This window comes from Pseudomonas iranensis (assembly GCF_014268585.2).
Lineage (GTDB): Bacteria > Pseudomonadota > Gammaproteobacteria > Pseudomonadales > Pseudomonadaceae > Aquipseudomonas > Aquipseudomonas iranensis.
Genome location: NZ_CP077092.1, coordinates 739422 through 762618, shown reverse-complemented (window position 1 = coordinate 762618; position 23197 = coordinate 739422). Strand labels below are relative to the sequence as shown.

The 23197-nt window shown below is 60.5% G+C and carries 19 protein-coding genes, 1 pseudogene and 1 riboswitch; of the genes and pseudogenes, 6 read left to right on the top strand and 14 right to left on the bottom strand.

All coding sequences use genetic code 11. From position 1 onward, the window contains the following. Window positions 1-90: 90 nt before the first annotated feature. A riboswitch (TPP riboswitch) is annotated at window positions 91-196 on the bottom strand. 204 nt (window positions 197-400) lie between these two features. Beyond that, on the top strand, window positions 401-1834 hold the full coding sequence (locus tag HU724_RS03355; RefSeq protein WP_016771977.1) for a TolC family outer membrane protein: 1434 nt from the start codon (window positions 401-403) through the stop codon (window positions 1832-1834). 555 nt (window positions 1835-2389) lie between these two features. On the opposite strand, the gene waaA is transcribed toward HU724_RS03355, so the two are convergent. Together waaA and HU724_RS03345 are read right to left on the bottom strand one after the other, a co-directional pair. Then, on the bottom strand, window positions 2390-3664 hold the full coding sequence (gene waaA / locus HU724_RS03350; RefSeq protein WP_186567427.1) for a lipid IV(A) 3-deoxy-D-manno-octulosonic acid transferase: 1275 nt from the start codon (window positions 3662-3664) through the stop codon (window positions 2390-2392). Between the two features lie 11 nt (window positions 3665-3675). Beyond that, entirely contained in the window at window positions 3676-4572 is an 897-nt protein-coding gene (locus HU724_RS03345) for a LysR family transcriptional regulator (protein ID WP_125926288.1), read from the bottom strand. A 108-nt stretch (window positions 4573-4680) separates the two neighbouring features. Here HU724_RS03345 and HU724_RS03340 point away from each other — a divergent pair, with 108 nt between their 5' ends. The 4 genes from HU724_RS03340 to HU724_RS03325 all read left to right on the top strand — a co-directional run bounded on the left by HU724_RS03340 (window position 4681) and on the right by HU724_RS03325 (window position 8143). Beyond that, window positions 4681-5013, top strand: a complete 333-nt coding sequence (locus HU724_RS03340) for a DMT family transporter (protein ID WP_016771980.1) — start codon at window positions 4681-4683, stop codon at window positions 5011-5013. A 144-nt stretch (window positions 5014-5157) separates the two neighbouring features. After that, window positions 5158-6333 carry an NAD(P)/FAD-dependent oxidoreductase gene (locus tag HU724_RS03335; protein WP_186567430.1) on the top strand — a complete coding sequence of 392 codons (1176 nt, stop codon included), beginning with the start codon at window positions 5158-5160 and terminating at the stop codon, window positions 6331-6333. After that, the gene (locus HU724_RS03330) at window positions 6330-7142 is read left to right on the top strand and encodes an aldo/keto reductase (RefSeq protein ID WP_186567432.1); all 813 of its coding nucleotides are present in this window, start codon (window positions 6330-6332) and stop codon (window positions 7140-7142) included. Before HU724_RS03335 ends, HU724_RS03330 begins: the two co-directional genes overlap by 4 nt. A 32-nt stretch (window positions 7143-7174) precedes the next feature. Further along, complete coding sequence (locus tag HU724_RS03325) at window positions 7175-8143, top strand: metal ABC transporter ATPase (RefSeq protein ID WP_186567434.1); 969 nt, start codon at window positions 7175-7177, stop codon at window positions 8141-8143. A 78-nt stretch (window positions 8144-8221) separates the two neighbouring features. On the opposite strand, the gene hldE is transcribed toward HU724_RS03325, so the two are convergent. From hldE to HU724_RS03310, 3 genes are all read right to left on the bottom strand, one after another. Beyond that, entirely contained in the window at window positions 8222-9643 is a 1422-nt protein-coding gene (hldE, locus tag HU724_RS03320; protein WP_016771983.1) for a bifunctional D-glycero-beta-D-manno-heptose-7-phosphate kinase/D-glycero-beta-D-manno-heptose 1-phosphate adenylyltransferase HldE, read from the bottom strand. Between the two features lie 99 nt (window positions 9644-9742). Beyond that, window positions 9743-11548 (bottom strand): lipid A export permease/ATP-binding protein MsbA, encoded by a 1806-nt coding sequence (gene msbA / locus HU724_RS03315; RefSeq protein WP_016771984.1) that lies wholly within the window; start codon window positions 11546-11548, stop codon window positions 9743-9745. A 15-nt stretch (window positions 11549-11563) separates the two neighbouring features. Then, window positions 11564-12736 carry an O-antigen ligase family protein gene (locus HU724_RS03310; RefSeq protein ID WP_186567435.1) on the bottom strand — a complete coding sequence of 391 codons (1173 nt, stop codon included), beginning with the start codon at window positions 12734-12736 and terminating at the stop codon, window positions 11564-11566. A gap of 111 nt (window positions 12737-12847) precedes the next feature. Here HU724_RS03310 and HU724_RS03305 point away from each other — a divergent pair, with 111 nt between their 5' ends. Next, a complete protein-coding gene (locus tag HU724_RS03305) occupies window positions 12848-13453 on the top strand; it encodes a lipopolysaccharide kinase InaA family protein (RefSeq protein ID WP_038860760.1) in 606 nt (201 codons plus the stop codon). On the opposite strand, the gene HU724_RS03300 is transcribed toward HU724_RS03305, so the two are convergent. The 9 genes and pseudogenes from HU724_RS03300 to HU724_RS03260 all read right to left on the bottom strand — a co-directional run bounded on the left by HU724_RS03300 (window position 13448) and on the right by HU724_RS03260 (window position 23040). Next, a complete protein-coding gene (locus HU724_RS03300; protein ID WP_186567555.1) occupies window positions 13448-14542 on the bottom strand; it encodes a glycosyltransferase in 1095 nt (364 codons plus the stop codon). The two genes, HU724_RS03305 and HU724_RS03300, sit on opposite strands and share 6 nt — an antisense overlap. A 54-nt stretch (window positions 14543-14596) precedes the next feature. Continuing rightward, window positions 14597-15358: a glycosyltransferase family 2 protein gene (locus HU724_RS03295; protein WP_186567437.1), complete on the bottom strand. Its 762-nt coding sequence runs from the start codon at window positions 15356-15358 to the stop codon at window positions 14597-14599. A 54-nt stretch (window positions 15359-15412) separates the two neighbouring features. After that, window positions 15413-16369, bottom strand: coding sequence for a glycosyltransferase (locus tag HU724_RS03290; protein WP_186567439.1), 957 nt, complete (start codon window positions 16367-16369; stop codon window positions 15413-15415). Between the two features lie 81 nt (window positions 16370-16450). Beyond that, window positions 16451-17851 (bottom strand): PIG-L deacetylase family protein, encoded by a 1401-nt coding sequence (locus HU724_RS03285; RefSeq protein ID WP_186567441.1) that lies wholly within the window; start codon window positions 17849-17851, stop codon window positions 16451-16453. A gap of 8 nt (window positions 17852-17859) precedes the next feature. Then, entirely contained in the window at window positions 17860-18756 is an 897-nt protein-coding gene (locus HU724_RS03280) for an antimicrobial resistance protein Mig-14 (protein ID WP_186567443.1), read from the bottom strand. After that, on the bottom strand, window positions 18756-19886 hold the full coding sequence (locus HU724_RS03275) for a glycosyltransferase (protein ID WP_186567445.1): 1131 nt from the start codon (window positions 19884-19886) through the stop codon (window positions 18756-18758). Before HU724_RS03275 ends, HU724_RS03280 begins: the two co-directional genes overlap by 1 nt. Continuing rightward, entirely contained in the window at window positions 19870-21627 is a 1758-nt protein-coding gene (locus HU724_RS03270; RefSeq protein WP_007967355.1) for a carbamoyltransferase family protein, read from the bottom strand. Before HU724_RS03270 ends, HU724_RS03275 begins: the two co-directional genes overlap by 17 nt. A 225-nt stretch (window positions 21628-21852) precedes the next feature. Beyond that, window positions 21853-22751 (bottom strand): annotated as a pseudogene (locus HU724_RS03265) (DUF3800 domain-containing protein). After that, a complete protein-coding gene (locus tag HU724_RS03260) occupies window positions 22711-23040 on the bottom strand; it encodes a YceK/YidQ family lipoprotein (RefSeq protein WP_371915143.1) in 330 nt (109 codons plus the stop codon). The pseudogene HU724_RS03265 and the gene HU724_RS03260 overlap by 41 nt, the downstream one beginning before the upstream one ends. Window positions 23041-23197: the final 157 nt, after the last annotated feature.

Sequence of the window (23197 nt, the reverse complement as noted above, 5' to 3'; positions counted from 1 at the left end):
GCACGGACGCACCAGGACCGGTGCTGTGCATTCGTCATGGCGTTCGATTGTCGAACAATATCCCGGACGAAGCACAAGAGGACTCGCCGGGTGACGAGAAATCTTGTTCCCTACGCAGGCGCTAACCTGATCAGGTTCAACGGGATCCGAAATTATTCGATCTCAGCCTCATAGCAAGGCACCCCGACAAGAACCCGGCCAGTCTAGACACAACCACCGAGGAACGCCAACACCGCAGCGAACGCCATGATGAATGGCGTAAATACCCAGGTTGGCCGATTGTTGCCGGAGCAATGCGCAACTACACTCGCTGGGCCTGCTCAGCCTTGACGCTGTGCGGGCTGCGCCTTACCTTTGGCGCCCGGATTACTTCCATAATATTCATGCTAGGGATCGCCTCATGCTGCGCAAACTTTCATTGGCTGTTGCCGTGTCCTGTGCGTCCAACACAATGGCCTGGGCAGCGGAAGCACCCTTGTCGACCAAAACCGATCTGGTCAGCGTCTATCAGGAAGCGGTCGACAACAACGCCGACCTCGCCGCGGCCCGCGCCCAGTATGGCGCGCAGAAAGAAGTGGTGCCGCAGGCCCGCGCCGGTCTGCTGCCGAACCTGTCCGGTGGCGCCGAAGTTGCTGACGTGCGCACCTCGATCGACCAGCCTTCGGCCATCGCCAACCGCAGCGCGCATTCCTATCAGGCGACCCTCGCGCAGCCGCTGTTCCGCGCCGATCGCTGGTTCCAGTATCAAGCGGCGAAGGACGTCAACGAGCAGGCCGCGCTGCAGCTGTCGGCGACCGAACAGAACCTGATCCTGCAGAGCGCCGAAAGCTACTTCAACGTGCTGCGCAGCCAGGACAATCTGGCCTCGACCAAGGCTGAAGAAGCGGCGTTCAAACGTCAGCTCGATCAGTCCAATGAGCGCTTCGATGTCGGCCTCTCGGACAAGACCGACGTGCTGCAATCGCAAGCCAGTTACGACACCGCGCGAGCCAACCGCATCGTCGCCCAGCGTCAGGTCGATGACGCGTTCCAGGCGTTGATCACCCTGACCAACCGTCAGTACAACTCGATTCAGGGCATCGTTCATACGCTGCCGATCCTGCCGCCGGCGCCCAACGATGCGAAATCCTGGGTCGACACGGCGGCGCGGCAGAACCTCAATCTGCTCGCCAGCAACTACGCGGTCAGCTCCGCCGAGCAGACGCTCAAGCAGCGCAAGGCCGGCCACTTGCCGACCCTCGACGCCGTGGCGAAATACGAGAAAGGCGACAACGACGCCCTCGGCTTCGCCAACCCCAACTCGTTCGGCGCGCCTTATGGCGGCAACGTCGAGCAGAGCACCCTGGGCCTGCAACTGAACATACCGATCTACAGCGGCGGGCTGACCAGTTCGCAAGTGCGTCAGTCCTATGCGCAACTGGATCAGAGCGAACAGCAGCGCGAATCGCTGCGCCGGCAAGTGGTGGAAAACACCCGCAATCTGCACCGCGCGGTGAACACCGACGTCGAGCAGGTGCAGGCGCGCCGCCAGTCGATCATCTCCAACCAGAGCGCGGTGGAAGCCACGGAAATCGGTTATCAGGTCGGCACACGCAACATCGTCGACGTGCTCGACGCGCAGCGCCAGCTGTACACCTCGGTGCGCAACTACAACAACACCCGCTACGACTACATCCTCGACAACCTGCGCCTGAAGCAGGCGGCGGGGACGCTGAACCCGGGTGACCTGGAAGACCTGCGGCGTTATCTGAAAGCCGACTACAACCCGGACAAGGATTTCCTGCCACCGGATCTGGCGTCGGCGGCTGAAGCGCAGCTCAAGGCCCGGCCATAAGCAATCTGGAATGAATCCCCTGTGGTGAGGGGATTTATCCCCGTCCGGCTGCGCAGCAGTCGTGAATCCGGCTTGCCAGATCTGACTGAATCACCGCGTCGAATGGTTTCGGGGCTGCTTCGCAACCCAGCGGGGATGAATCCCCTCACCACAGTAATATTCCAAGCGACTATTGGATCAGCCGCGCCAGACCATCCAGCCAAAGGCACGGCCATGAACAATCTGGAATGAATCCCCTGTGGCGAGGGGATTTATCCCCGTCCGGCTGCGCAGCAGTCGTAAATCCGACTTGCCAGATCTAACTGAATCACCGTGTTGAATGGTTTTGGGGCTGCTTCGCAACCCAGCGGGGATAAATCCCCTCGCCACAGTAAGGACCGGCCATGAACAATCTGGAATGAACCCCTGTGGTGAGGGGATTTATCCCCGTTCGGCTGCGCAGCAGTCGCAATAGCGGTGGACACGGTTTTTCTGAATGACCGCGCTGAATGGTTTTGGGGCTGCTTCGCAACCCAGCGGGGATGAATCCCCTCACCACAGTAATATTCCAAGCGACTATTGGATCAGCCGCGCCAAACCATCCAGCAGCCGCTGCAATGCGCCCTGATTGCGCCGCATCACCGCCAGCCCGGCCTCGGCCATGCGCTGCGCATCACGCGGCAGTTCGAACAAGCGCTGCACCTCGACTGCGAGGCCTTCGGCATCATCCACTTCGGCCAACGCCCCGGCTTCGCGCAGTTGCGCGGCGATGTCGAGGAAGTTGAACAGGTGTGGGCCGCTGAGTACCGGTTTCGCCAGCGCGGCGGGTTCGAGCAGGTTGTGCCCGCCATTCGGCACCAGACTGCCGCCGACAAATGCGCTGTCGGCCAGGGCATAGAGAAACAGCAACTCGCCCATGGTGTCGCCAAGCAGCACGCTCGTCTGCGCATCGACATTGGCCCCGGTCGAGCGACGTACCGTGGCGAAACCTTCGCGCTGGCACAGGTCGAACACCGAATTGAAGCGCTCCGGATGACGCGGCACCAGAATCAATAATGCATCCGGATGATTGGCCAACAGGCGACGATGGGCGTCGAGCACCACTTCGTCTTCGCCTTCGTGAGTGCTCGCGGCGATCCACACGGGACGATCCTGTGCCTGCCACTGGCTACGCAGATCGGCTGCACGCTGCAACAGTTGCGGGTCGATGGTCAGGTCGAACTTGATCGAACCGGTGACCTCGACAGATTCAGGCCGCGCGCCGAGATCGCGGAAGCGCTGGGCCTCGGCTTCGGTCTGCACCGCCAACAGGCTCATCTCGGCAAGCATAGGCGCGGTGAGTTTGCTGAAGCGGCCATAGCCTTTGGCGGAACGCTGCGACAACCGCCCATTGGCCAGCGCCACCGGAATCCCGCGCTTGGCACACTGATGAATGTGGTTGGGCCACAGCTCGGTTTCCATGATCACCGCCAGTTTCGGCTGCACGTGATCCAGAAAACGTGCCGCCGCACAAGGCAAGTCATACGGCAGATAGCAGTGTTGAATGCGCGCCTCGTTGGCGAACAGTGCCTGAATCCGCTCCGAACCGGTCGGGGTCATGCAGGTCACGGTGATCGGCAGCGCCGGATAGCGTTCCAGCAGCGCGCGGATCATCGGCGCGGCGGCAATGCTTTCGCCCACCGACACCGCGTGCACCCAGATGCCGCCGGGCTGCAAGGTCGGCATGCCAAGAGTAAAGCGCTCGCCAATGCGCTTGGCATACGCCGGCGCCTTGCGCGCGCGCAGCCACAGCCGAATCGCCACCAATGGCAGCCCCAGGTAAAACAGCGCGGTGTAGAGAGTTCTATTCATGGCGGCGGAGTTTATCGGCTTTTGTCGCCGATCGCCCGCAAGTGCACGGCAAAACGTTCCGCCAGCCAGCGCGCGGCCGGGCCGAGCGGTTCGTCGCGGCGCCAGACCAGTTCCACCACCAATGCCGGCGGCGTCCATTCGCTATCGAGTTCAACCATTTGGCCCTGATACGCCGAGTACTGCACAACGTGGCGCGGCAACCACGCCCAACCGAGATCGCGCACCAGCCATTCGGACATCACGTAAAAGCTGTCGGCGCGCCACACCTGTGGGCTGGCCGGCTCGTTGCCGGGATAGACGCTGGTCTGCGTCGACATCAGCAATTGACGGTGCTGCGCCAGTTGCTGGCAGGTCACGTAGGCCTGCTGCGCCAGCGGATGATTGACACCGCAGACCGTGACCATTTCCACTCGACCCAGTACGCGCCGCTCAAGGGCTTCGGGGATTTCATCGTGATAGAACAGAAGGCCGAGGTCGGCGCGACGTTCGACCAGTTTGCGCGCAACTTCACCCTGGGCGGCGCTGGTCAGTTGCACTTCCAGGCTGGGAAACTGCTCGGCCAGTTCACCGAAACTTTCCACCAGCGCCTGATACGGCATCGCCTCGTCCTGAGCCACTCGCAACTGCGCCTCCTGACCGCGCAGCATCGCCATGGCCCTGCCGTTGAGGCGCTCGCACTGGCGCAACACTTCGCGGGCCTCTTCCAGCAATGCCGCGCCCGCCTCGGTGAGCATCGGCTGCCGACCGCTGCTGCGTTCGAACAGGCTCACGCCCAAATCCTCTTCGAGCATCGCAACGGCGCTGCTGATCGCCGACTGCGCCTTGCGTTGTCGACGTGCCACGGCGGAAAAAGATCGCTGTTCTGCAACGTCGACAAATACCCGCAGCTGCTCGAGATTCCATTGCATGCTTGCTACCAACCCATCTCCAGAACAGATAGGTAATGACTTTACCCCATCTGAGCAGTCCCTAGAATGTCACCTCAGCAAGCAACGTTTTATTTGAGGATCACAACCATGAACGCTTACGTCTATCTGGCCATCGCCATCTGCGCCGAAGTGATCGCCACCGTTTCGATGAAAGCGGTCAAGGGCTTCAGCACGCCGCTGCCGCTGATTCTGGTGATTGTCGGCTACGGGATTGCATTCTGGATGCTGACGCTGGTGGTGCGTACCGTACCGGTGGGCGTTGCCTACGCGGTCTGGGCGGGGATGGGCATTGTCATGGTCAGCGTCGCCGCTCTGTTCATTTACGGGCAGAAGCTCGACGTACCAGCGATGCTGGGGATGGCGTTGATCGTGCTGGGGGTCGTTGTGATTCAGCTGTTTTCGAAAACTGCCGGGCACTGAAGAAAAAGATCGCAGCCTTCGGCAGCTCCTACAGGTAACGCATTCCAAGGTAGGAGCTGCCGAAGGCTGCGATCTTTTTTGACATCGGAGGCCGATGTCTGAGTCTGTATACTGCGCCCTCGTCTTGAACACTGAGGTCGCTGCATGCCATCCGTTATTTCCACCGACGTTCTGATTGTCGGCGCTGGTGTCGCCGGCCTCTGGCTGAATGCGCGCCTGCGCGGTCAGGGTTTTTCGACCGTGCTGGTGGAAAGCGCCAGCCTCGGTGGCGGGCAGAGCGTGAAGTCCCAGGGCATCATCCACGGCGGCGCCAAGTACGCGCTGCACGGCGCACTGACTGGCGCTTCTGAAGCGATCGCCGACATGCCGCGACGCTGGCGCGCAGCGCTGGCCGGGACTGGTGAGCTGGATCTGTCCGGCGTGCGCCTGCTGTCCGAAGCCCATTACCTGTGGTCGCCAGGCACTTTGGCCGGCAATCTGACCAGTTTCTTCGCCAGCAAAGCCGTGCGTGGCCGGGTCGATCAGGTCAAGGGCGACGAGCTGCCGCTGGCCCTGCAAGACAAGCGCTTCAAGGGCAAAGTCTATCGCCTCGCCGAACTGGTGGTGGATGTCCCGAGCCTGATCCAGCGTCTGGCCGAGCTGGCCGGTGACGGTCTGCTCGCCGGTAAGGTGATCGAGCCGCTGCTGGAAGCCGGCGTGCTGGTCGGCCTGAAAGTCGACGGCCGTGAGATCCGCGCCCAGCGCATCGTCCTCAGCGCCGGCGCCGGTACTGCCGAACTGCTCGAAGCCTTGGGCCTGAGCCGTCCGGCCATGCAGCGCCGCCCCCTGCACATGATCCTCGCCAAAGGCCCCGGCTTGAAACCGCTGTACGCGCACTGCCTGGGCGGCGGCACCAAGCCGCGCATCACCGTGACCACGCATCCGGCGGCTGATGGTCAGTGGGTCTGGTACATGGGCGGTAACATCGCCGAAAGCGAAGGCGTGGCTCGCGAGCCGGCCGAACAGATTGCCACCGCACAGAAGGAAATCGCCCAGCTGCTGCCGTGGATCGACCTCAGCACCACGCGATGGGCGACCCTGCGCGTCGATCGCGCCGAGCCGCTGCAAACCGGCCTGACCCGCCCGGACAACGCGTTCCTCGCCGAGGAAGGTCGCTTGCTCGTCGGCTGGCCGACCAAACTGGCACTGGCGCCAGACTTCGCCGACCGCGTCATCGCTTCGTTGCAACGCGACGGCATCCAGCCGCAGGCGACTGAACCGCTGCCGCCGCTGCCGAAACCGCCGCTCGGTGTACCCGCGTGGGAGCAACTGCTGCCATGACCATCGCCACTCTGCACGAACTGCATCGCCCGCTGGGCAGCACCGGCCTGTCGGTTTCGCCGCTGGGCCTGGGTACGGTCAAACTCGGCCGCGATCAAGGGGTGAAATACCCCAACGGCTTTCAGATTCCCGGAGACGACGAGGCGCGCATGCTGCTGCGTCAGGCGCGGGATCTGGGCATCAACCTGATCGACACCGCGCCGGCCTATGGTCGCAGCGAAGAACGCCTCGGCCCGCTGCTACGCGGCCAGCGACAGGATTGGGTGATTGTCAGCAAGGTCGGCGAGGAGTTTGCCGATGGCCTGTCGCGCCACGACTTCAGCGCTGCGCACACGCGAATGTCGGTCGAGCGCAGCCTGCAACGTCTGGAAACGGATTTCATCGATCTGGTCCTCGTGCACTCGGACGGCAACGACATGGCCATCCTTGAGCACGAAGAGGTCTACGCCAGCCTCGCCGCACTGAAGGCCGAGGGCAAAATTCGCGGCTTCGGCTTTTCCGGGAAAACCGTCGAAGGTGGGCTGAAAGCGCTGGAGCAAGGCGACTGCGCGATGGTCACCTACAATCTGAACGAACAAAACGAAAAGGCGGTCATTGACTATGCTGCTGCCCACGGCAAAGCCATTCTGGTGAAAAAAGCCTTGGCCAGCGGTCATGTCTGTCTGAGTCCGGGAGTCGATCCGGTGCGCGCCAGCTTCGAGTTGCTGTTCACTCATCCCGGCGTTGCCAGTGCTATTGTCGGCACAATCAATCCGCTGCACCTCGCCCATAACGTAGCGACCGTTGCCCAGGTCCTGCGTAGTCACTGACGCCGCCCCGCGGCCTTAAGCCAGGAGCCGATATGCCGCGCACGCTCATCCGCAAGAACCCGAGCAACTTCAAGACGCTGCCGCTGTTCGTCGAAGCCACGCCCGAAGGCCTGAGCTATCAGAGCGTCGGCATGCCGCTGAACTTCGCCCAGACCCTGCAGCGGCGTAAACCGGTCAGCGTCGCCGAGTGCGAGCGCTTCGCACTGGAACTGGCCAACCTCGGCGTGTCCGTGCGCCTGACCCTGCATTGGCAGAACCGCGATTACTGGGTGCTGGTGCGCCAGCGTCGCCAGGATCGCGGCGACGTGGTACTGAAGCTGATTTCCGGCTACGTGCCGGCCCATGAGCTGAATATTCCGCTGCACACGGCGATTCAGGAAATTGCCGAAGAGTGCCTGCTGGAAACCCCGGAAGGCTGGCTCGGCGGGCGTTTCAATGACACCTGGCTGCCCGCGCCCTACTCCGCCGCGCTGCATTACCGCGAAGCGCTGCCGTTTCGCCTGACACCGCTGTCCGGTTCGGCACGGCCGGTGCGCTGCGCCAACCTGCAATTGCTGGAGCGGCCACGGGCCTACGTGCATTTGCCGACGGCGTCATTGCAATTGATCTATGACCTGCGCCTGGACGTACCCAAGGAAGCCAAATCCCTGAGCCTGTTTCATGTCGACGAGCGCTTGGAAGGCGATCAACTGGTGGCGCGGCTCGATCGCAAACGGCCTGACCTGTATTTGATGCCATTGCACGACGGTCAGCCGCTGCCTGAGTTGTATACCCTGAAAAAGGATCAGCTGTATCCGGCGAGTACGCGCGGTCTGTATCTGGCTGAAAGCTTTGCCCGCCAGGATGGCTGGCTGGTGCGCGATGAGCGGATTCGCTGGAAGGACTGGTTGCGCCAACAGGGCCTGACGCCAGTGGAGAAGGCCACTGGACTGGCCCGCCTGCGCGGCAAGGCCAGGCAGTTGCTGAAGAAAATCGTACCGCGCAAGAAAGTGAATTCCTGAAAAGCAAAAAGATCGCAGCCTGCGCCAGCGCCTGAACAGAATTGTGCAGGCGCTGGCGCAGGCTGCGATCTCTTGAGCTTATTGGCCGCGGATCTTTTCCACGATTGCTGTGGTCGAGCTGTTTTCCACCAGCCCCAGCACTTTCACCGTGCCGCCGTAGGCGGTGACGATATCGGCGCCGACTACCTGATCGATGCCGTAATCGCCACCCTTGACCAGCACGTCCGGCTTGACCTCGCGCAGCAGGTTTTCCGGCGTGCCTTCAGAAAAGCTGATCACCCAGTCCACCGCGCCGAGACCGGCGAGTACCGCCATGCGTCGGTCAACGCTGTTGATCGGCCGGCCCGGGCCTTTCAGGCGGCTGACCGAGGCGTCATCGTTGACCGCGACGATCAGACGATCGCCTTGAGCGCGGGCCTGCTCCAGATAGGTCACGTGGCCGGCATGGAGGATGTCGAAGCAGCCATTGGTGAAAACAATCCGCTCGTTGTGCGCACGGGCATCATCAACCGCCAGCAGTAGTTGCTCAAGACCCAGCACACCTCGCTCCGAACCTTCTTCGCGCTGAATGGCGCGGCGCAGCTCCGGGGCGCTGATCGCTGCTGTACCGAGCTTGCCGACGACGATACCTGCTGCCAGATTGGCCAGCGCCACGGCGTGCGGCAGTTCTTCGCCAGCGGCAATGGCCGCGGCCAGGGTCGAAATCACCGTATCGCCGGCACCGGTCACGTCGAACACTTCGCGGGCGCGGGCCGGCAGGTGCAACGCCGGATGATCCGGGCGCAACAAGGTCATGCCGTGTTCGCCGCGGGTCACCAGCAGTGCGCCGAGGTCGAGGTCCTGCATCAGGACGGCACCCTTGCTCACCAGTTCGTGCTCATCGGCGCAACCACCGACGATGGTTTCGAACTCGCTGAGGTTCGGCGTGATCAGGCTGGCACCGCGGTAGATCGAAAAATCCTTGCCCTTGGGATCGGCCAGCACCGGAATGCCTTTGGCACGGGCGGCCTGGATCAGCGTCTGATGATTCTTCAGCGCACCTTTGCCGTAATCCGACAGCACCAGCACCTTGATGCCTTCCAGCAGTTCGTCGACCTGCGCGGCCAGTGCCAGCGCATCGGTGGCGAACACCTCTTCGAAATCGATACGCAGCAGTTGCTGATGCCGGCTCATGACCCGCAGCTTGACGATGGTAGGTTGATGGGCGATGCGCTGGAACAAGGCGCGCACGCCGGCGCCCTTGAGACTGTTGCTCAGGCTGTCGGCGGCTTCGTCATCGCCGGTCACGCCCACCAGCGATGCCGGCGCGCCCAGCGCGGCAATGTTGAGCGCCACGTTGGCGGCACCGCCCGGGCGATCTTCGATCTGCTCGACCTTGACCACCGGCACCGGTGCCTCAGGGGAAATCCGTGAGGTTCCGCCATGCCAGTAACGGTCGAGCATGACATCGCCGACCACCAAGACAGGGGCTTGATCGAATCGCGGCATCGACAATTTCATGGAGCAACCCACATACAAAATGAACAGGGGCGCGATATTAACAGGATCGCGCGCACCGGGAATACACGAGGGTGAGGCTGACTCACCCTGGTCCGCAGATCAGGCAATGTCTTCGGCCGGAGCATCCAGCCCCATCGCATGCAGCCGCGCGTAGTAACCATTGTGGGCAAGCAGTTGGGCATGAGTGCCGCGCTCGACGATCTCGCCCTGATCCATGACCAGAATCAGATCGGCCTTTTCGATGGTCGACAAACGGTGGGCAATGACCAGCGTGGTGCGGCCCTTCATGACATGGTCGAGTGCCGCCTGAATGTGCCGCTCGGATTCGGTATCGAGGGCCGACGTCGCTTCGTCGAGGATCAGCAGTGGGGCGTTTTTCAACAGCGCCCGGGCAATCGCCAGACGCTGACGCTGGCCACCAGACAACAGCACACCGTTCTCGCCGACCTGGGTATCCAGGCCTTGAGGCATCTGCGCGATGAAGTCCATGGCAAATGCATCACGGGCGGCCTTTTCGATGTCCTCGCGAGGCGCGCCTGCGAGATCGCCGTAAGCGATGTTGTTGGCGATGGTGTCGTTGAACAGCGTCACGTGCTGGGTCACTTGCGCTACATGGCGGCGCAGATTGCGCAGGCGATAATCTTCGATCTCGACATCATCGAGCAGAATTTCGCCGGTCTCGTGGTGATAGAAGCGCGGAATGAGACTGGCCAGCGTCGATTTGCCGCTGCCGGAACGCCCGACCAATGCGATCATCTGACCTGGCGACGCGGTGAAGCTGATGTTTTTCAGCACTTCCCGTTCGGTGCCCGGGTAAGTGAAGCTGAGGTTGTTCACCGCCAGGTGGCCACTGACCCGATCACGCTCGATCGTGCCGGTATCGATTTCCGGTTCAACGTCGAGTTGCTCGAAAATGCTTTCTGCGCCGGCCACGCCTTTCTGGATGGTCGAGCTGACTTCGGACAATTGCCGGATCGGCTTCGGCAGCAAACCTGCTGCCGTGATGTACGCGACCAGATCACCGGCCGTTGCATCACCGCGCAGAAACAATACCAGGAACATCAGGACGGCCATGGCGGTGTAGATCACCAGCTGCAGCATCGGCGTATACACCGCGCCAGTCTTGGTCATGCGCAACTGTTTGTCGGTGTTGCTCTGACTGGCCGCCGCAAAACGCTGCTGCTCATAAGCCTCGCCACCGAAACTGCGCACGACGCGATAGCCTTGAATGGTTTCGGAAGCGACGTGAGTGACATCGCCCATTGCCACTTGAATCTTCTTGCTCTGCTTGCGGAATTTCTTGCTGGTGTTGCCGACCATGAACGCGATCACGGGCAGGATCGCCAGCATCACCAAGGTCAGCTTCCAGTTCATCCAGAGCAGATAGGCGAACAGGAAAACCACGGTCAGGCCTTCGCGGATCACCACTTTGATGGCATCCGTGGCGGCGCCGGTGACCATGGTCACGTTGAAGGTGATGCGCGAGATCAGATGACCCGAGTTGTGGGTATCGAAATAGCGGTTGGGCAGTACCAACAGTTTGTTGAACAATTCGATACGCAGGTCATGCACCAGCCCCAACGAAACCCTCGCCAGGTAATAGTTGCCGAGAAACGAGCCAAGGCCCTGCCACGCTGCGATCAAAATGATCAGCAACGGCACAGCCATCAACAGCTGCACGTCTCGCAGATAAGGCACATTGGGGAAGAGCACCGCTTCGGGATTGCTCAGGCCATCGACAAAATACTTGAGAATCCCGGCCAGCATCGGTTGCGTGGAAGCAAAGATCACGAAGCCCACGATACTCAGCAGGAAAAGACCGATATAGGGTTTTACGTACCCCAACAGCCGAAAGTAGATTTTCAGGCTGGATTCCTGTTCCGCTTTGGGCGGTGCGTCAGTCATCGTAGAGCTCACTGGTTAAGAAGAACGCGAAATTTTATCACAAGCGCCGCCATTGGCCCGCGCCCATACCAAAACGCTGGCAAGCCCCAACGGCAGCCAGCTGATGAACCACTCGGCGCGCGGAGTGCCGGTGAGGCTGGCAGCGTCGAACTGCATCGCCAATGTCGAGAACAGCCAGATACCGATGATCCCCCGGGCATACAGCGTTTCCCGAACTTTCCACGCCTGGAAAATCACGCCGAACCAGACGGCAGACCATAACAGCAGTCCCGGCAGACCCAGCACGATCGCGACATGGGTGAACAGGTTGTGGGCGTGATCGAAGGTCATTCCAGACCAGAGCACCCGATAGTCCCCACCCAGACCCAGCCCGCCCCAGGGGTGCTTGGCAATCATATCCAGAGAAGCCATCAGAATCTGCGGACGATACGAGACCCCGCGCGCCAGCACCAACGGCTCGAACAGCCACAGCGCCGCAATCGCCACCACCAGTGCCACGGCTGCGACGATTCGGCTGTGCCGGTCACGGCACCAGATCGGCATGGCCAGGATGGTCAGAAACAGCGCCAACGCCGCACCGCGGCTCTGACTCATCAGGACAAAAACAACCAGCACCGTCAACGCCAGCGCCCAGATCCCTTGCCGCATCAGATCACGCGGCGCCCACAGGGCCAGCCACACGGCCGCGAGGCCGATGACATAGCCGCCGAGGATCGGATGCGCCAGTTCACCCAGACCTTCCACCCGCGCAGACCAGGCGTTGCCGTCAATGACGTAGAACCTGACAATCGCCACCAGCGCCGTCACCGCCAATCCCAGACCGCCCCACTGCATCAGGCGAATCAACCGCTCGGGGCGTCCGCTGGCAAACACCGGAAAAAACAGCAGGAACACCACGATGTACAACAGACGCTTGGCCTCGCGACCCGTTTCCGGTGCGTTTGTCCATGCCAGACTGATCAGCGACCAGACCAGCAATCCGAGGAACGGCAGGTAGATCCAGCGTTGCTCGTAAAGCACTTCCCTGACGCGGTGCCGCGCAGACCAGCCCAGCACTAGCGCCGGCAACCAGACGAGAGCAACCAGCCCCTGCTGGTAAACCTTGTTGGTGGGCGCTACGGCAATGGCCAGTAAAAACCACAAGAGCCCCGTCGCCATCCATAGTTGCGCCCAACGTGTTTCCTGCATCAATCTGCTCCTGACAAGGGTTCGCCCATGCGACGCGGCATGGTTAAAATCGAAACTTTTCGGCATCATTGCCTGCTACAACACCCCGCACTTTCGACAAGGCTTCCTACGATGCGATGCTCCCGGCTCTCCCAAGCCGCTCTAGACCAAATGATCGACGCTGCCAAAGTGCTGGAAGCGGACAGCTACGGGCCGAAAGTCTACCTGCTGCAAGATGGAAAAATTCTCAAACTGTTCCGTCGCAAGCGGTTTTTTTCATCCGCTCTGCTGCGCCCCTATTCGAAGCGGTTCATCGACAATGCCGTCGAGCTGCAAAAACTCGGCGTACCGACCTTGCAGATCCTGCAGTTCTTTCGCCTTGAAAAACCAGGCATGACCGCCGTGCTGTATGAGCCTCTGCCAGGGCAGACGCTGCGTCAGATCGCCAGCAAACAAGGGTTCGAGTGGAAGCAGGCATTGCCGGACCTCGCCGCCCTGATACGCAGCCTGCATCGCTCGGGCATCTATTTCCGCTCCCTGCATCTGGGCAACATCGTTGTCACGCCAGACAACCGCATGGGCCTGATCGATGTCGCCGACATGCGCTTTACCCGCGGACCGTTGCCAAAGCGCTTGATCAAACGCAACCTGCAACACTTCGCACGCTATATTGCGCGCGAAAAGCTGAACGACAGCTTTCCGATGCAGGCACTTGAGCGCGCGGTGTTGTCGTCATGAAAACAATGCGCGGGCAGCCTGGCTGAAGCTCGACCAGGCCTCGTCCGGAGCGAGCATCCGGTACTGCTCGGCATTGATCGCTTGAGATGAGGCACTGAAGGCGCGGTCGATGGCCTCGGCCCAGGCTTTCGTGTCATTGACCGGCGCATACCAGCCGGCGCTGCCCAGCTGTTCGCTGAACACCTCCAGATCGCTGCACAGCACCGGTACGCCGGCCATCACCGCTTCCTGCATGACCAGACCCAGGCCCTCCTCCAGCGAAGGGATGGCCACCCAGTCGAACGCACGATAAAGCTGCGCTGCTTCGTTCAGATGGCCGGTCAGCAAGACCTTCTCGTGCAAGCCAAGCGCGTCGATGCGCTGCTCCAGCGCCGCGCGTTTGGAGCCTTCGCCAACAATGACCAGGCGCAAGTCCGGGCGGGTGTCGAGTGCTGCGGCAAAGGCATCCAGCAGATAGCCGAAACCTTTTTCCGAGACCAGCCGCCCTACGGCGCCCAATACTGGCGCATCGCCTTGCGGTAAACCCAACCGTGTCCGGGCTTGCTCGCGGGTGAGCAGGTCAGCGCGAAAAGCCTCAGGATCGAACGCACTTCGCAGCGCGGTGACAGGCATCCGCAGATCGCGGGCCAGTGAATCGGCAAGGGTGCTGGAAACGGCAACCAATGTCAGCCGGGACGCAGGAATTGCCTGAAAGAGTGCCTGGTCGCCGGCATTCAAACGCGCCGAACCGTGGAAGATCACTACCGCGCGGATATGCGGCAGTTTCTTGAGGACCGGTAACAACGTGCGTGCGACACCCATGCCGTCCAGCAGCAGCAATCGAGCGTCACTGTCCACGAGCGCCTGGCGAAACCTCGCCCGCATCACGGGTTTGGCCAAACGCCAGAAATGCCGGCCCTTCAGGCGGGCTGACGATAACTGCCACTCCCGGACCTCACCGACATCCACGCCGCACTCGGCTCCCTGCCCCTGGAGGAGCCAGGTTTTGACCACCGCCGACGGCGCAGCCTGAGAGAGTATCTGCTGATGCACTTTATGGATTGATGCGAACGGAGCGCCACCGGCCCACATGATATTGAGAATATTCATCGGGCAGAAAGCCGTTGCACGGATTTGCGGAGACAAGCTGCGCGGTACTCGAACTCAGTTGATGAACCAGCCAATGCAGACTCCCAGCAACAGAAACAAGGCAAATTTGATCTGTTCGCGGCGATTGCGGCGCGCTTTGCGTTCACGCTCGACATCCGTTTGCACATGCAGACCGAAACCGGTGTGCATGACCGCGTCTGCCTCGAGTATCAAGGCGTCCCTGTTCAGTTGTGAGTAGCGCTGTGACAAGGCCTTCTCGCCACCATGACCGGCGAAAGGCGCACACAACCGATAGTCCTCGAGTCGACGCAACCCAGGGTTCAGCGAGAACCCCTGCCACTCCGGCTTGTCGGAAATCAGCGGATAACACGCGACGCCATCGACAATCTCGCGCGCGCCCAAATGGATGTAAGGACTGTGAACCCGCAGATCGTGATTATAGCTGCGCAACCAGATCTGCAGAATTTCCGGCCGGGCCTGCAGAACGGTCATCGAGTCTTCCACGAACCCTGGACGGTAGAACTCCCAGTCGTCTTCGCAATGAAAGATATAGGGTGTGCTGACCTGCCCGTAGGCCAGGTCGATCGATGCCAACTGGCCCAGCTTCGGACGATTGACGAAGACCGTGCAATGTTCTTTCCAATGGGCAGGCAGAATCCCGGCAACGCCTTCGTCGCCGGCATCTTCGGTGATGAACACTTCCCGAATGGGTGCCGTGTTGTACCGGTCGAAGCTATCGAGAGTGGTCTTGAGCAGATCAAGTCGACCGCAGCTGGTAACCACCAATGTAATCTGGCTTTCTTTGGAAAATTGCACCGAAATCTCGTTAATCAGAAGTCGCCAGCAATATCACTGGCTATATGACACTTGTCAAATGCCCACTTTCAGGCGGATTTTTTCCAGCAGACTCAGCGGCGCCCGCTCACGCAGCGGTGGCTCAAGCTCTTCAACGATGCGCTGACCGATCCGCGCGAAGCTGAACTGCTCCACCGCCAGTTCGCGACCGTTGTCAGCGATGCGTTGCGCCAGTTGCGGATCCTCGCGCAGCCTGGCCAGCTTTTCCTGCAACTGCGCGATCGTCTGATAGAACACCACGTTATGCATGTCCTGCAAACCCAGCGCTGCGTTTTCGGCGGCGCCTTGATCATAGGCCAGCAGAACGCAGCCGCAAGCCATCGCCTCGAAGTTCTTGATCATGAACTCGCCCATGCCAACGTCCGCGCTGACAAAAAAGCGGATACGGTTGAGCGTTTCCAGGTATTCAGCCCCGGACTTGGTCCGCGTCACCAGCAGCGGCTCGACCTGGCCCAATTCATCCAGCAGTGCCTTGCGACCGCTGTAGGCCACACTGTTGGTACTGCCGACGAAGGCAAGTTCGATATCCCGCTCGCGCCCCAGGTCCTGCAATTGCGTCTGATCGTAGCCCTTGGGCACGAACACGGCGTCGAAGCCTTCCGAGCGCAAGCGCTCGGCAACCACGAACCCGGAACTGATCACCCGTGCCCACGGCAAGCGGCGATAGTGCGCACTGAACTTGCCGGTGTACTTGCAGGGAATGTAATTCTGATAGGCGTCGTGCTCCAGAATCACCAGATTGGGGATGGTGCGAATAAATCCGACCTGACGAATCTCCTGCTTGAAGCGCAAGAAAAACACGATGCGGTCATAGCGGGAAACGTCGACTTCGCGGCGAAAGTATCGACGCAGATTGCGCTGCTCGTCACCGCTCAACCAGCGCAGATCGCACTCACAATGGGCGGCGACACCCTCGTACAAACGATCGAGAATGGCCCGTTGATCTTTCTGCACCAGAAATAGAACTTTCATTGTCTTCCTTGCCGCAACAGCAACCCGAGCAAACCTGAACATGCCCGCCCGCAAGAAAGTCTTGCGCGGGCGCCTGTGTCGTTACAAACGCCAGAACAGTTCATGTCGCCGAACCGCCTTGCGGAAAAATTCGTTTTCGCCATAAGGCGAACCGGAGCGCCCAGCCAGCGATCGCTGCAGGCTGCGACGCAAGCGACGCTTGAACGGCGCAGGCGGCTGCAAGTCATGCATCATGCCCAGGGCCATGGCTTTGTCACGCTGCTGCTCTGCGGACAACGCCAGGCATACAGGCTGCACCGGCACGCCAGCATCAAAGGCTGGCGGCAGAGCCACGCCTTCACCACTATTACCCATCGGCCACCGGTCGTTATCGTGCAGGTGGTTGGCATAACCGAGCAGCGTCGGCTGCCAGTCCAGACTTTTCAACACTTCAAGCACAGCCTGCTGCGCGCAGATGTGGTCAGGATGCGGGTCGAGCGCCGGATGCGGCAGCACGATGACGTCCGGACGAGCGCGCAGCATCGTTTCGCGCAGATCGGCCAGCAGATTGTTCCAGGTCGGCGCGCCATCGGCATCCCCCGGGAGCACAAATGGATTGAATTGACGGAACAGGCGGGTATCGCTCAAGTCCGCTTCGCGCGAGCCCACCGGTAGATCCGGCCTGTCACGCATCGCGGCCAGTTGCAGGCAGAAATAGCCCAACTGCACGCAGCGCTGCTGGGCGACTCCGGCCCATTGCGGCACAGTGAGGCTGTCCCAGGCGCGCAAACGTCCCTTCAGCCGCGCGGCGTCGACCTTGCTCATGCCCATCTGCTGATAGTGTTCGGCCTCGATTTCACCAGCAGTCAGGGTAACGATCCAGGCTTCATCGGCCTGACTGTACAAGCCGAACGCCGCCAGCTCCGCATCATCCGCGTGAGGGGCAATGACCATGACCCGCTGACGACGGTAATCGGCGTGTCCCAGCGCCCACAGCACCGGCTCGCCCGACACTCGACAGAAACGGCCGCGCAGACGCAATACTCCTTCGGACAATGCTTGCGCCTGACCGCTGAGGTTCAGATAGCGCAGGCCGCCGACACCGCGTTCAAAAGTCTGCACGTCAGGATTGCCGCCGCCCGACAACTCGACGCGAGGATCAAGAAAACGTCCCAGCCAGGTACTTTTGACCCGCACAGCCAGGATCAGCATGGCGTCATCGCCCAGCATCACCCCTTCGTCCAGACGCAGCTGCTCGCCGTTCAGATGCACCTTCGGCTGCGGCGTGTACGGCGGGAAGCTGTATTGGTAATCGTCGCTCGGGGCGTAGAACAGATGATCGGCAAACCACGCTTCATGGGCGATCCAGCCGCCGATCAGCAACACCGGCGCCAGCCACCAGGCGACCAGCACGCTCAGCGCGATGATGGCGATCAAAGCGACCAGCACAGTCACGCGTTTATTGCGTCGATGGCGCTTGAGCAATTGCTGTTTGCGGCTCATGGTCTGACTCATACGGTGAAGACCGGCACAGGGTTGCACCAGCGATCCTTGTATTCACGGTCAGCGCGACCGAACGAAAACCGCAACGGCTTGCCGAGTGCCCGTGCATGTTCCCAGGCGCTTTGCGTATTGAGAAAGCTCAGCACGCTGCCGGGGCTGAACTCGCGGGTCTCGGGATCAACGCCGCCATTCACATATTCGACACTGATCCATTCCGGCGCCTCGACGCGGTAGACCAGTTGAATCGCAATCGGCGCATCGTTGAGGAAAATGACCGAGCCGATCAACAGCTCGCGCAGCAACTCGATGACCTCGGCCATGCGCGCCGCACCGGTGGCCGGAAAACCCCAACGGCGCTGGAACAGATCGCAGTACATCGCTGCCAGTTCAACGCTGGAAAACTCGCTGACCGCTCGCACCACACCGCCCGCTTCTTCCAGCAGGCGCAATTCGCGACGCTGGTTGTAGCGGAACTTTTTCGACAATTCTTCCGGGGTGCGGGCCATGGCCAGCTGTTCAGTCTGCAACTTCAGGCCACTGAAACGGCCTTCGTTGAGTGCCGACAGATATCGCGCCCGATGACGCAGCGGTGCCTGAGCATCTACGGCGGCAGGCAGAATCAGCTCGGCATTGCCGAGGTCGAACAGGCCTTTCTTGCCGTTGCGTTTGAGCACGTCCTTGGACAGCGCCAGATCGCGACCCCAGGTAGCGATGGCGGCTTTGATGTCGCCCTGCGGCTGCCAGGCCAGATAACGCACCGGGATCCCGGCCAGGTCCGCCAAGCGCTCGATGACCAGCGGATGCGTTGCGACACTGCCGCCATAACGCTGCCAGGCAGTGGCATAGGTCGAGGCGTCAACGGGCGACCAGCCACGTTCGCGCCAGCCTTGAAATCGGTTGAGCATCAGCCCCTCGTTGCCAGATCGGTAACTGGCGGCAGGCGCCAGAAGGTCTCGCGCACTGCACGGTCGGAGAAATGCTCATGCAGTCGCTCGAGCATCATCTGTGCACATTGACGACGCTGCGGCTCATCCATCGCGGCCAGGTGTTGCAGCCCTTGAGCCAGATGTTCGGCATCGCCGAGTGGAAACAGAATGCCCACACCCTCCACCACTTCCTTCGCCCCGCCGCACGCGGTGGCCAGCAACGGTAAGCCGGCGGCCATGGCCTCCAGCAGCACCATGCCGAACGGCTCGTGATCGGAGCTCAGGGCAAATACATCGAAGGCGCGAAAGTAGTTGCGCGCATCAGGCACCTGACCGAGAAACAGCACTCGATCGGCAATCCCCAGCTCGCGCGCCAGCGCCTTGAGATCCTGCTCCAGACGACCGCTGCCGAGAATGGCCAGCTGACTGTTGTCCGGCAGGCCCGGCAGCGCCTGGGCAAACCCGCGCAGCAACGTGGCCTGATCCTTGTCCGGGTGCAGGCGGCCGACGTTGCCGACGATCCAGGCATCCGGCGACAGCCCGAGGATCTGACGCGCTTGCTCGGCCGCTACTTGACTGGCTTGCAGCGCCGGCACATCGATGCGGTTGTACAACGTCTGGATTCGGCTTGACGGCCACTTCGGCAGGCAGCGCCGCATGTCGTCGCGCACCGCATCCGATACCCCGAGCAGGCTCAGGCGCTTGCGGAAAATATGTGCGAAGAGCTTGCGCGTGCCACGCTGGTAATCGCCGAATGCGTGGTGCACACCAATCACCGGCAGCGAGGTGCCAAGCAAGGCGATATAGATCGGCTTGAAGCGATGGGCGATGCAAAGACTGAAATTGCGTGAGGCGACGATCTTGCGCAGATCGCCGATAGCCCCCAGTTTCAGGCCACGAATGGCTTTGGAGCTGTACTCCATGAACAACACTTCATCGGAAGCGCACGCTGCGGCCACCTCGCTATCGGCGGCCCCGGTGAGAAACACCGTGGTCACCCGATAGCCGGTGCCGGCGAACAGGCTGGCGTACTGCCGCGCGCAGTCCAGGAACGGCCCGTCATAGCCGTGACAGAACTGCAGCACATGGCGTTCAGCCGAGCGAGTCATAAGCGTTCGCGCCCTCTTTGACCACCAGAATGTCTTCCATGATCAGATATTGCAGGTCAGAGCCGAAAAACATGTTCAGCGCGTCGGTCGGCGAGCAGATCATCGGCTCGCCACGACGGTTGAGCGAAGTGTTAAGCGAGACGCCATTGCCGGTGAGGTTTTCCAGCGCCTTCATCATGTCGTAGTAGCGCGGATTGTATTCGCGCTTGAGCACTTGAGCCCGGGAAGTACCGTCTTCATGGACAACTTCCGGCACGCGGGTTTTCCATTCTTCGGCGACTTCGAAGGTGAAAGTCATGAATGGTGCCGGGTGATCGATCTTGATCATCTGCGGCGCGACGGTGTCGAGCATCGACGGGCAGAAAGGCCTCCAGCGCTCGCGGAACTTGATCTGGTGGTTGATGCGGTCGGCGACACCGGCCACGCTCGGGCAGCCGATGATCGAACGGCCACCCAGCGCCCGCGGGCCGAATTCCATGCGGCCCTGGAACCAGGCTACCGGGTTGCCATCGACCATGATTTTGGCGATCTGCTCGGGCATGTTGTCGAGCTTGCGCCAGGTCGGCTTGTTCTCGTGACGGGCGCAGGCGGCAATCACGTCCTCGTTGCTGTACGACGGGCCGAGGTAGACGTGTTCCATCTTCTCGACCGGTACGCCACGGGCGTGCGACACGTAAGCAGCAGCGCCGACCGCGGTGCCGGCATCGCCGGACGCAGGCTGTACGAACAGCTCTTTGATGTCGTCGCGCGCGATGATTTTCTGGTTCAGCTTGACGTTCAAGGCACAGCCACCGGCGAAAGCCAGTTTGCCGGTTTCCTTGAGCACGTCGCCCAGGTAGTAGTCGATCATCTGCAACGCCAGCTTCTCGAACAGCGCTTGCATGCTCGCGGCGTAGTGGATGTAAGGCTCGTCGGCGATGTCGCCTTCGCGCTTCGGACCCAGCCACTCGATCAGCTTCGGCGAGAAGTAGAAGCCTTTGCCCTTTTCTTTATAACGACGCAGGCCGATGACGTTGGCGTAGTCGGTGTTGATCACCAGCTCGCCGTTCTCGAACGAGGCCAGACGCGAGAAATCATATTTGCTGGCGTCGCCGTACGGCGCCATGCCCATGACCTTGAACTCGCCGTCGAGCATCTCGAAACCGAGGAATTCAGTGATCGCACCGTACAAACCACCGAGGGAATCCGGGTCGAAGAATTCCTTGATCTTGTGGATCTTGCCGTTTTCGCCATAACCGAAAAAGGTCGTGGCGTATTCACCTTTACCGTCGATGCCGAGGATTGCGGTTTTCTCTTTGAAACCCGAGCAGTGATAAGCACTGGAGGCGTGAGCCAGGTGATGTTCGACCGGCTCGATCTTGATTTTCTTCGGATCGAAGCCCAGTTGCTCGAGGCACCAGACAATCTTGTTGCGATAGCGCTTGTAGCGACGGTTGCCCATCAGGATCGCATCGAGAGCACGATCCGGCGCGTACCAGTAGCGCTTGGCGTAATGCCAGCGGGCCTTGCCGAACAGGCTGATCGGGGCGAATGGAATCGCCACCACGTCAACGTCGGAAGGTTTGATACCGGCTTGCTCGAGGCAGAATTTCGCCGATTCGTAGGGCATGCGGTTCTTTGCATGTTTATCGCGTACGAAGCGCTCTTCCTCAGCCGCCGCGACCAGCTTGCCGTCGATGTACAAGGCTGCGGAAGGATCATGGCTAAGGGCGCCGGACAGGCCAAGAATCGTCAATGCCACAGGGGTCTAGCCTCTTTAGTCTGCATGCAGGCGCGATGCGCCTTGAAAATTGATGTGCCCTCGCACAGGGCGAGTGGCAGCTAAAGGGCGGGATTATAGCGTAAAAGCGCCCGCAAGCCTCTAGCAGGAACAGGCAGTCGCCACGTTGACACGCTTTGGACGTCGCAATAGACTCCAACGCAAATGGACTGGGGGATCCCGGTCGGCGCTAATGCCTCGGTGAGATCACCGGGGCTTTTCGCTTTCTGGAGGCGGGAAAATCTTCAAGCCCCAATTCTCGAAGCCTTCTCCAGCGTTTGTGCGCCCACCGCTGCAATAAAACTTGCGCTTGAGCACTTCGAACGCGCGGTTTTCCTGACCCGCTCTCAAGACACTCATACCAATGGGTCTCGCAACGAGGTCAGCCAGCTGTAAGCCGGTGGAATTGACTTGTTTTGTGGCAAAGACGATGTCGAACGGCAGTTGCACCCCCAACCGGTTCGCACCACCGCACATTCTGCGAAACTCTAACTCCAGCTCGTTATCTTCCCGCTTTCCTCGACGCTCAAAAATCACGTGCGTCGATGCATGGTCCTGGCCCTTCTCAAGTAAAAAATCGTAGAGAGTTTCCAGACAGAAGCCGAGCGCCAGGTGATACGGATTCTCCAGAGAACCCTGCTTTTCGCGAAGTGGAGCTTTGTCGATGACACAGCTGATCAAGACAAAATTGCTGGCCTCAATGATGCCGGTCAATTCGGCAAGAAACGCATGCTTATGCGCCTTTGAGGTAAACATACTAGAGAAAGCGCCTTTTTCTTTTCTAATCTCAAGCTCATGCAGCCCGATCAGATCATGTCCCATGTGATTGAACTTGAACTTCTGAACGGCTGGGATGACCTTTTCGCAATAGTGGCGCTTATGAAGACACAGAAAGCAAGTACGAAAATCGGATAGTAAGGGTCCAACCGCTGCATTCCGTGATCACCGCTTTCATCAACATAAATGACGAAGTCACTGTATCTCGCGTCGGTGTGTTGAGGCTCTACGCCTTCAAGAACCTCGCGCACCTCGCCCCGGTTTTCAAAAAGACAAAACTGCACAAAGTCACCCGCGATTGGGACGCCAATAGATACTGAGATTGCCATCCTCGATTTGCCGGTAAATCGTATAGGGCAAGGAAACGGTATCGAACACGGCGGACAGCGGAAGATCGAGTAACACAAAGGGCGCCAGCATGCCCGTAGGATCAGGCGGCGCATTCAGAGTGCAAAAATCGAAGGCCAGACCACTGTAGATGCGCGGAATCGATTGGCAGTAGGTCTTCTTTTTGCGCAGGTCACGGGCAGCATCGGCGTCGCCCTGTAAAACGGTCGAGACACTGCCACAGCCTGAGAGCACCACAGAAATTACGCCCAGCATCAGAATTTTTTTCATGCTCAAGATTCGCCCTCCGAGATCGTCAGGCAAATTAGCATCGAGCCCGAGCAGGGCACAGTTCATGGCTTCTGGAGAAGTTGTAGGACAGATCGCTGTATTTTGTCCGCTACTGCCCACAGACTCCGTTTCGCAGTGGACCAGGCCCATTGCAAGA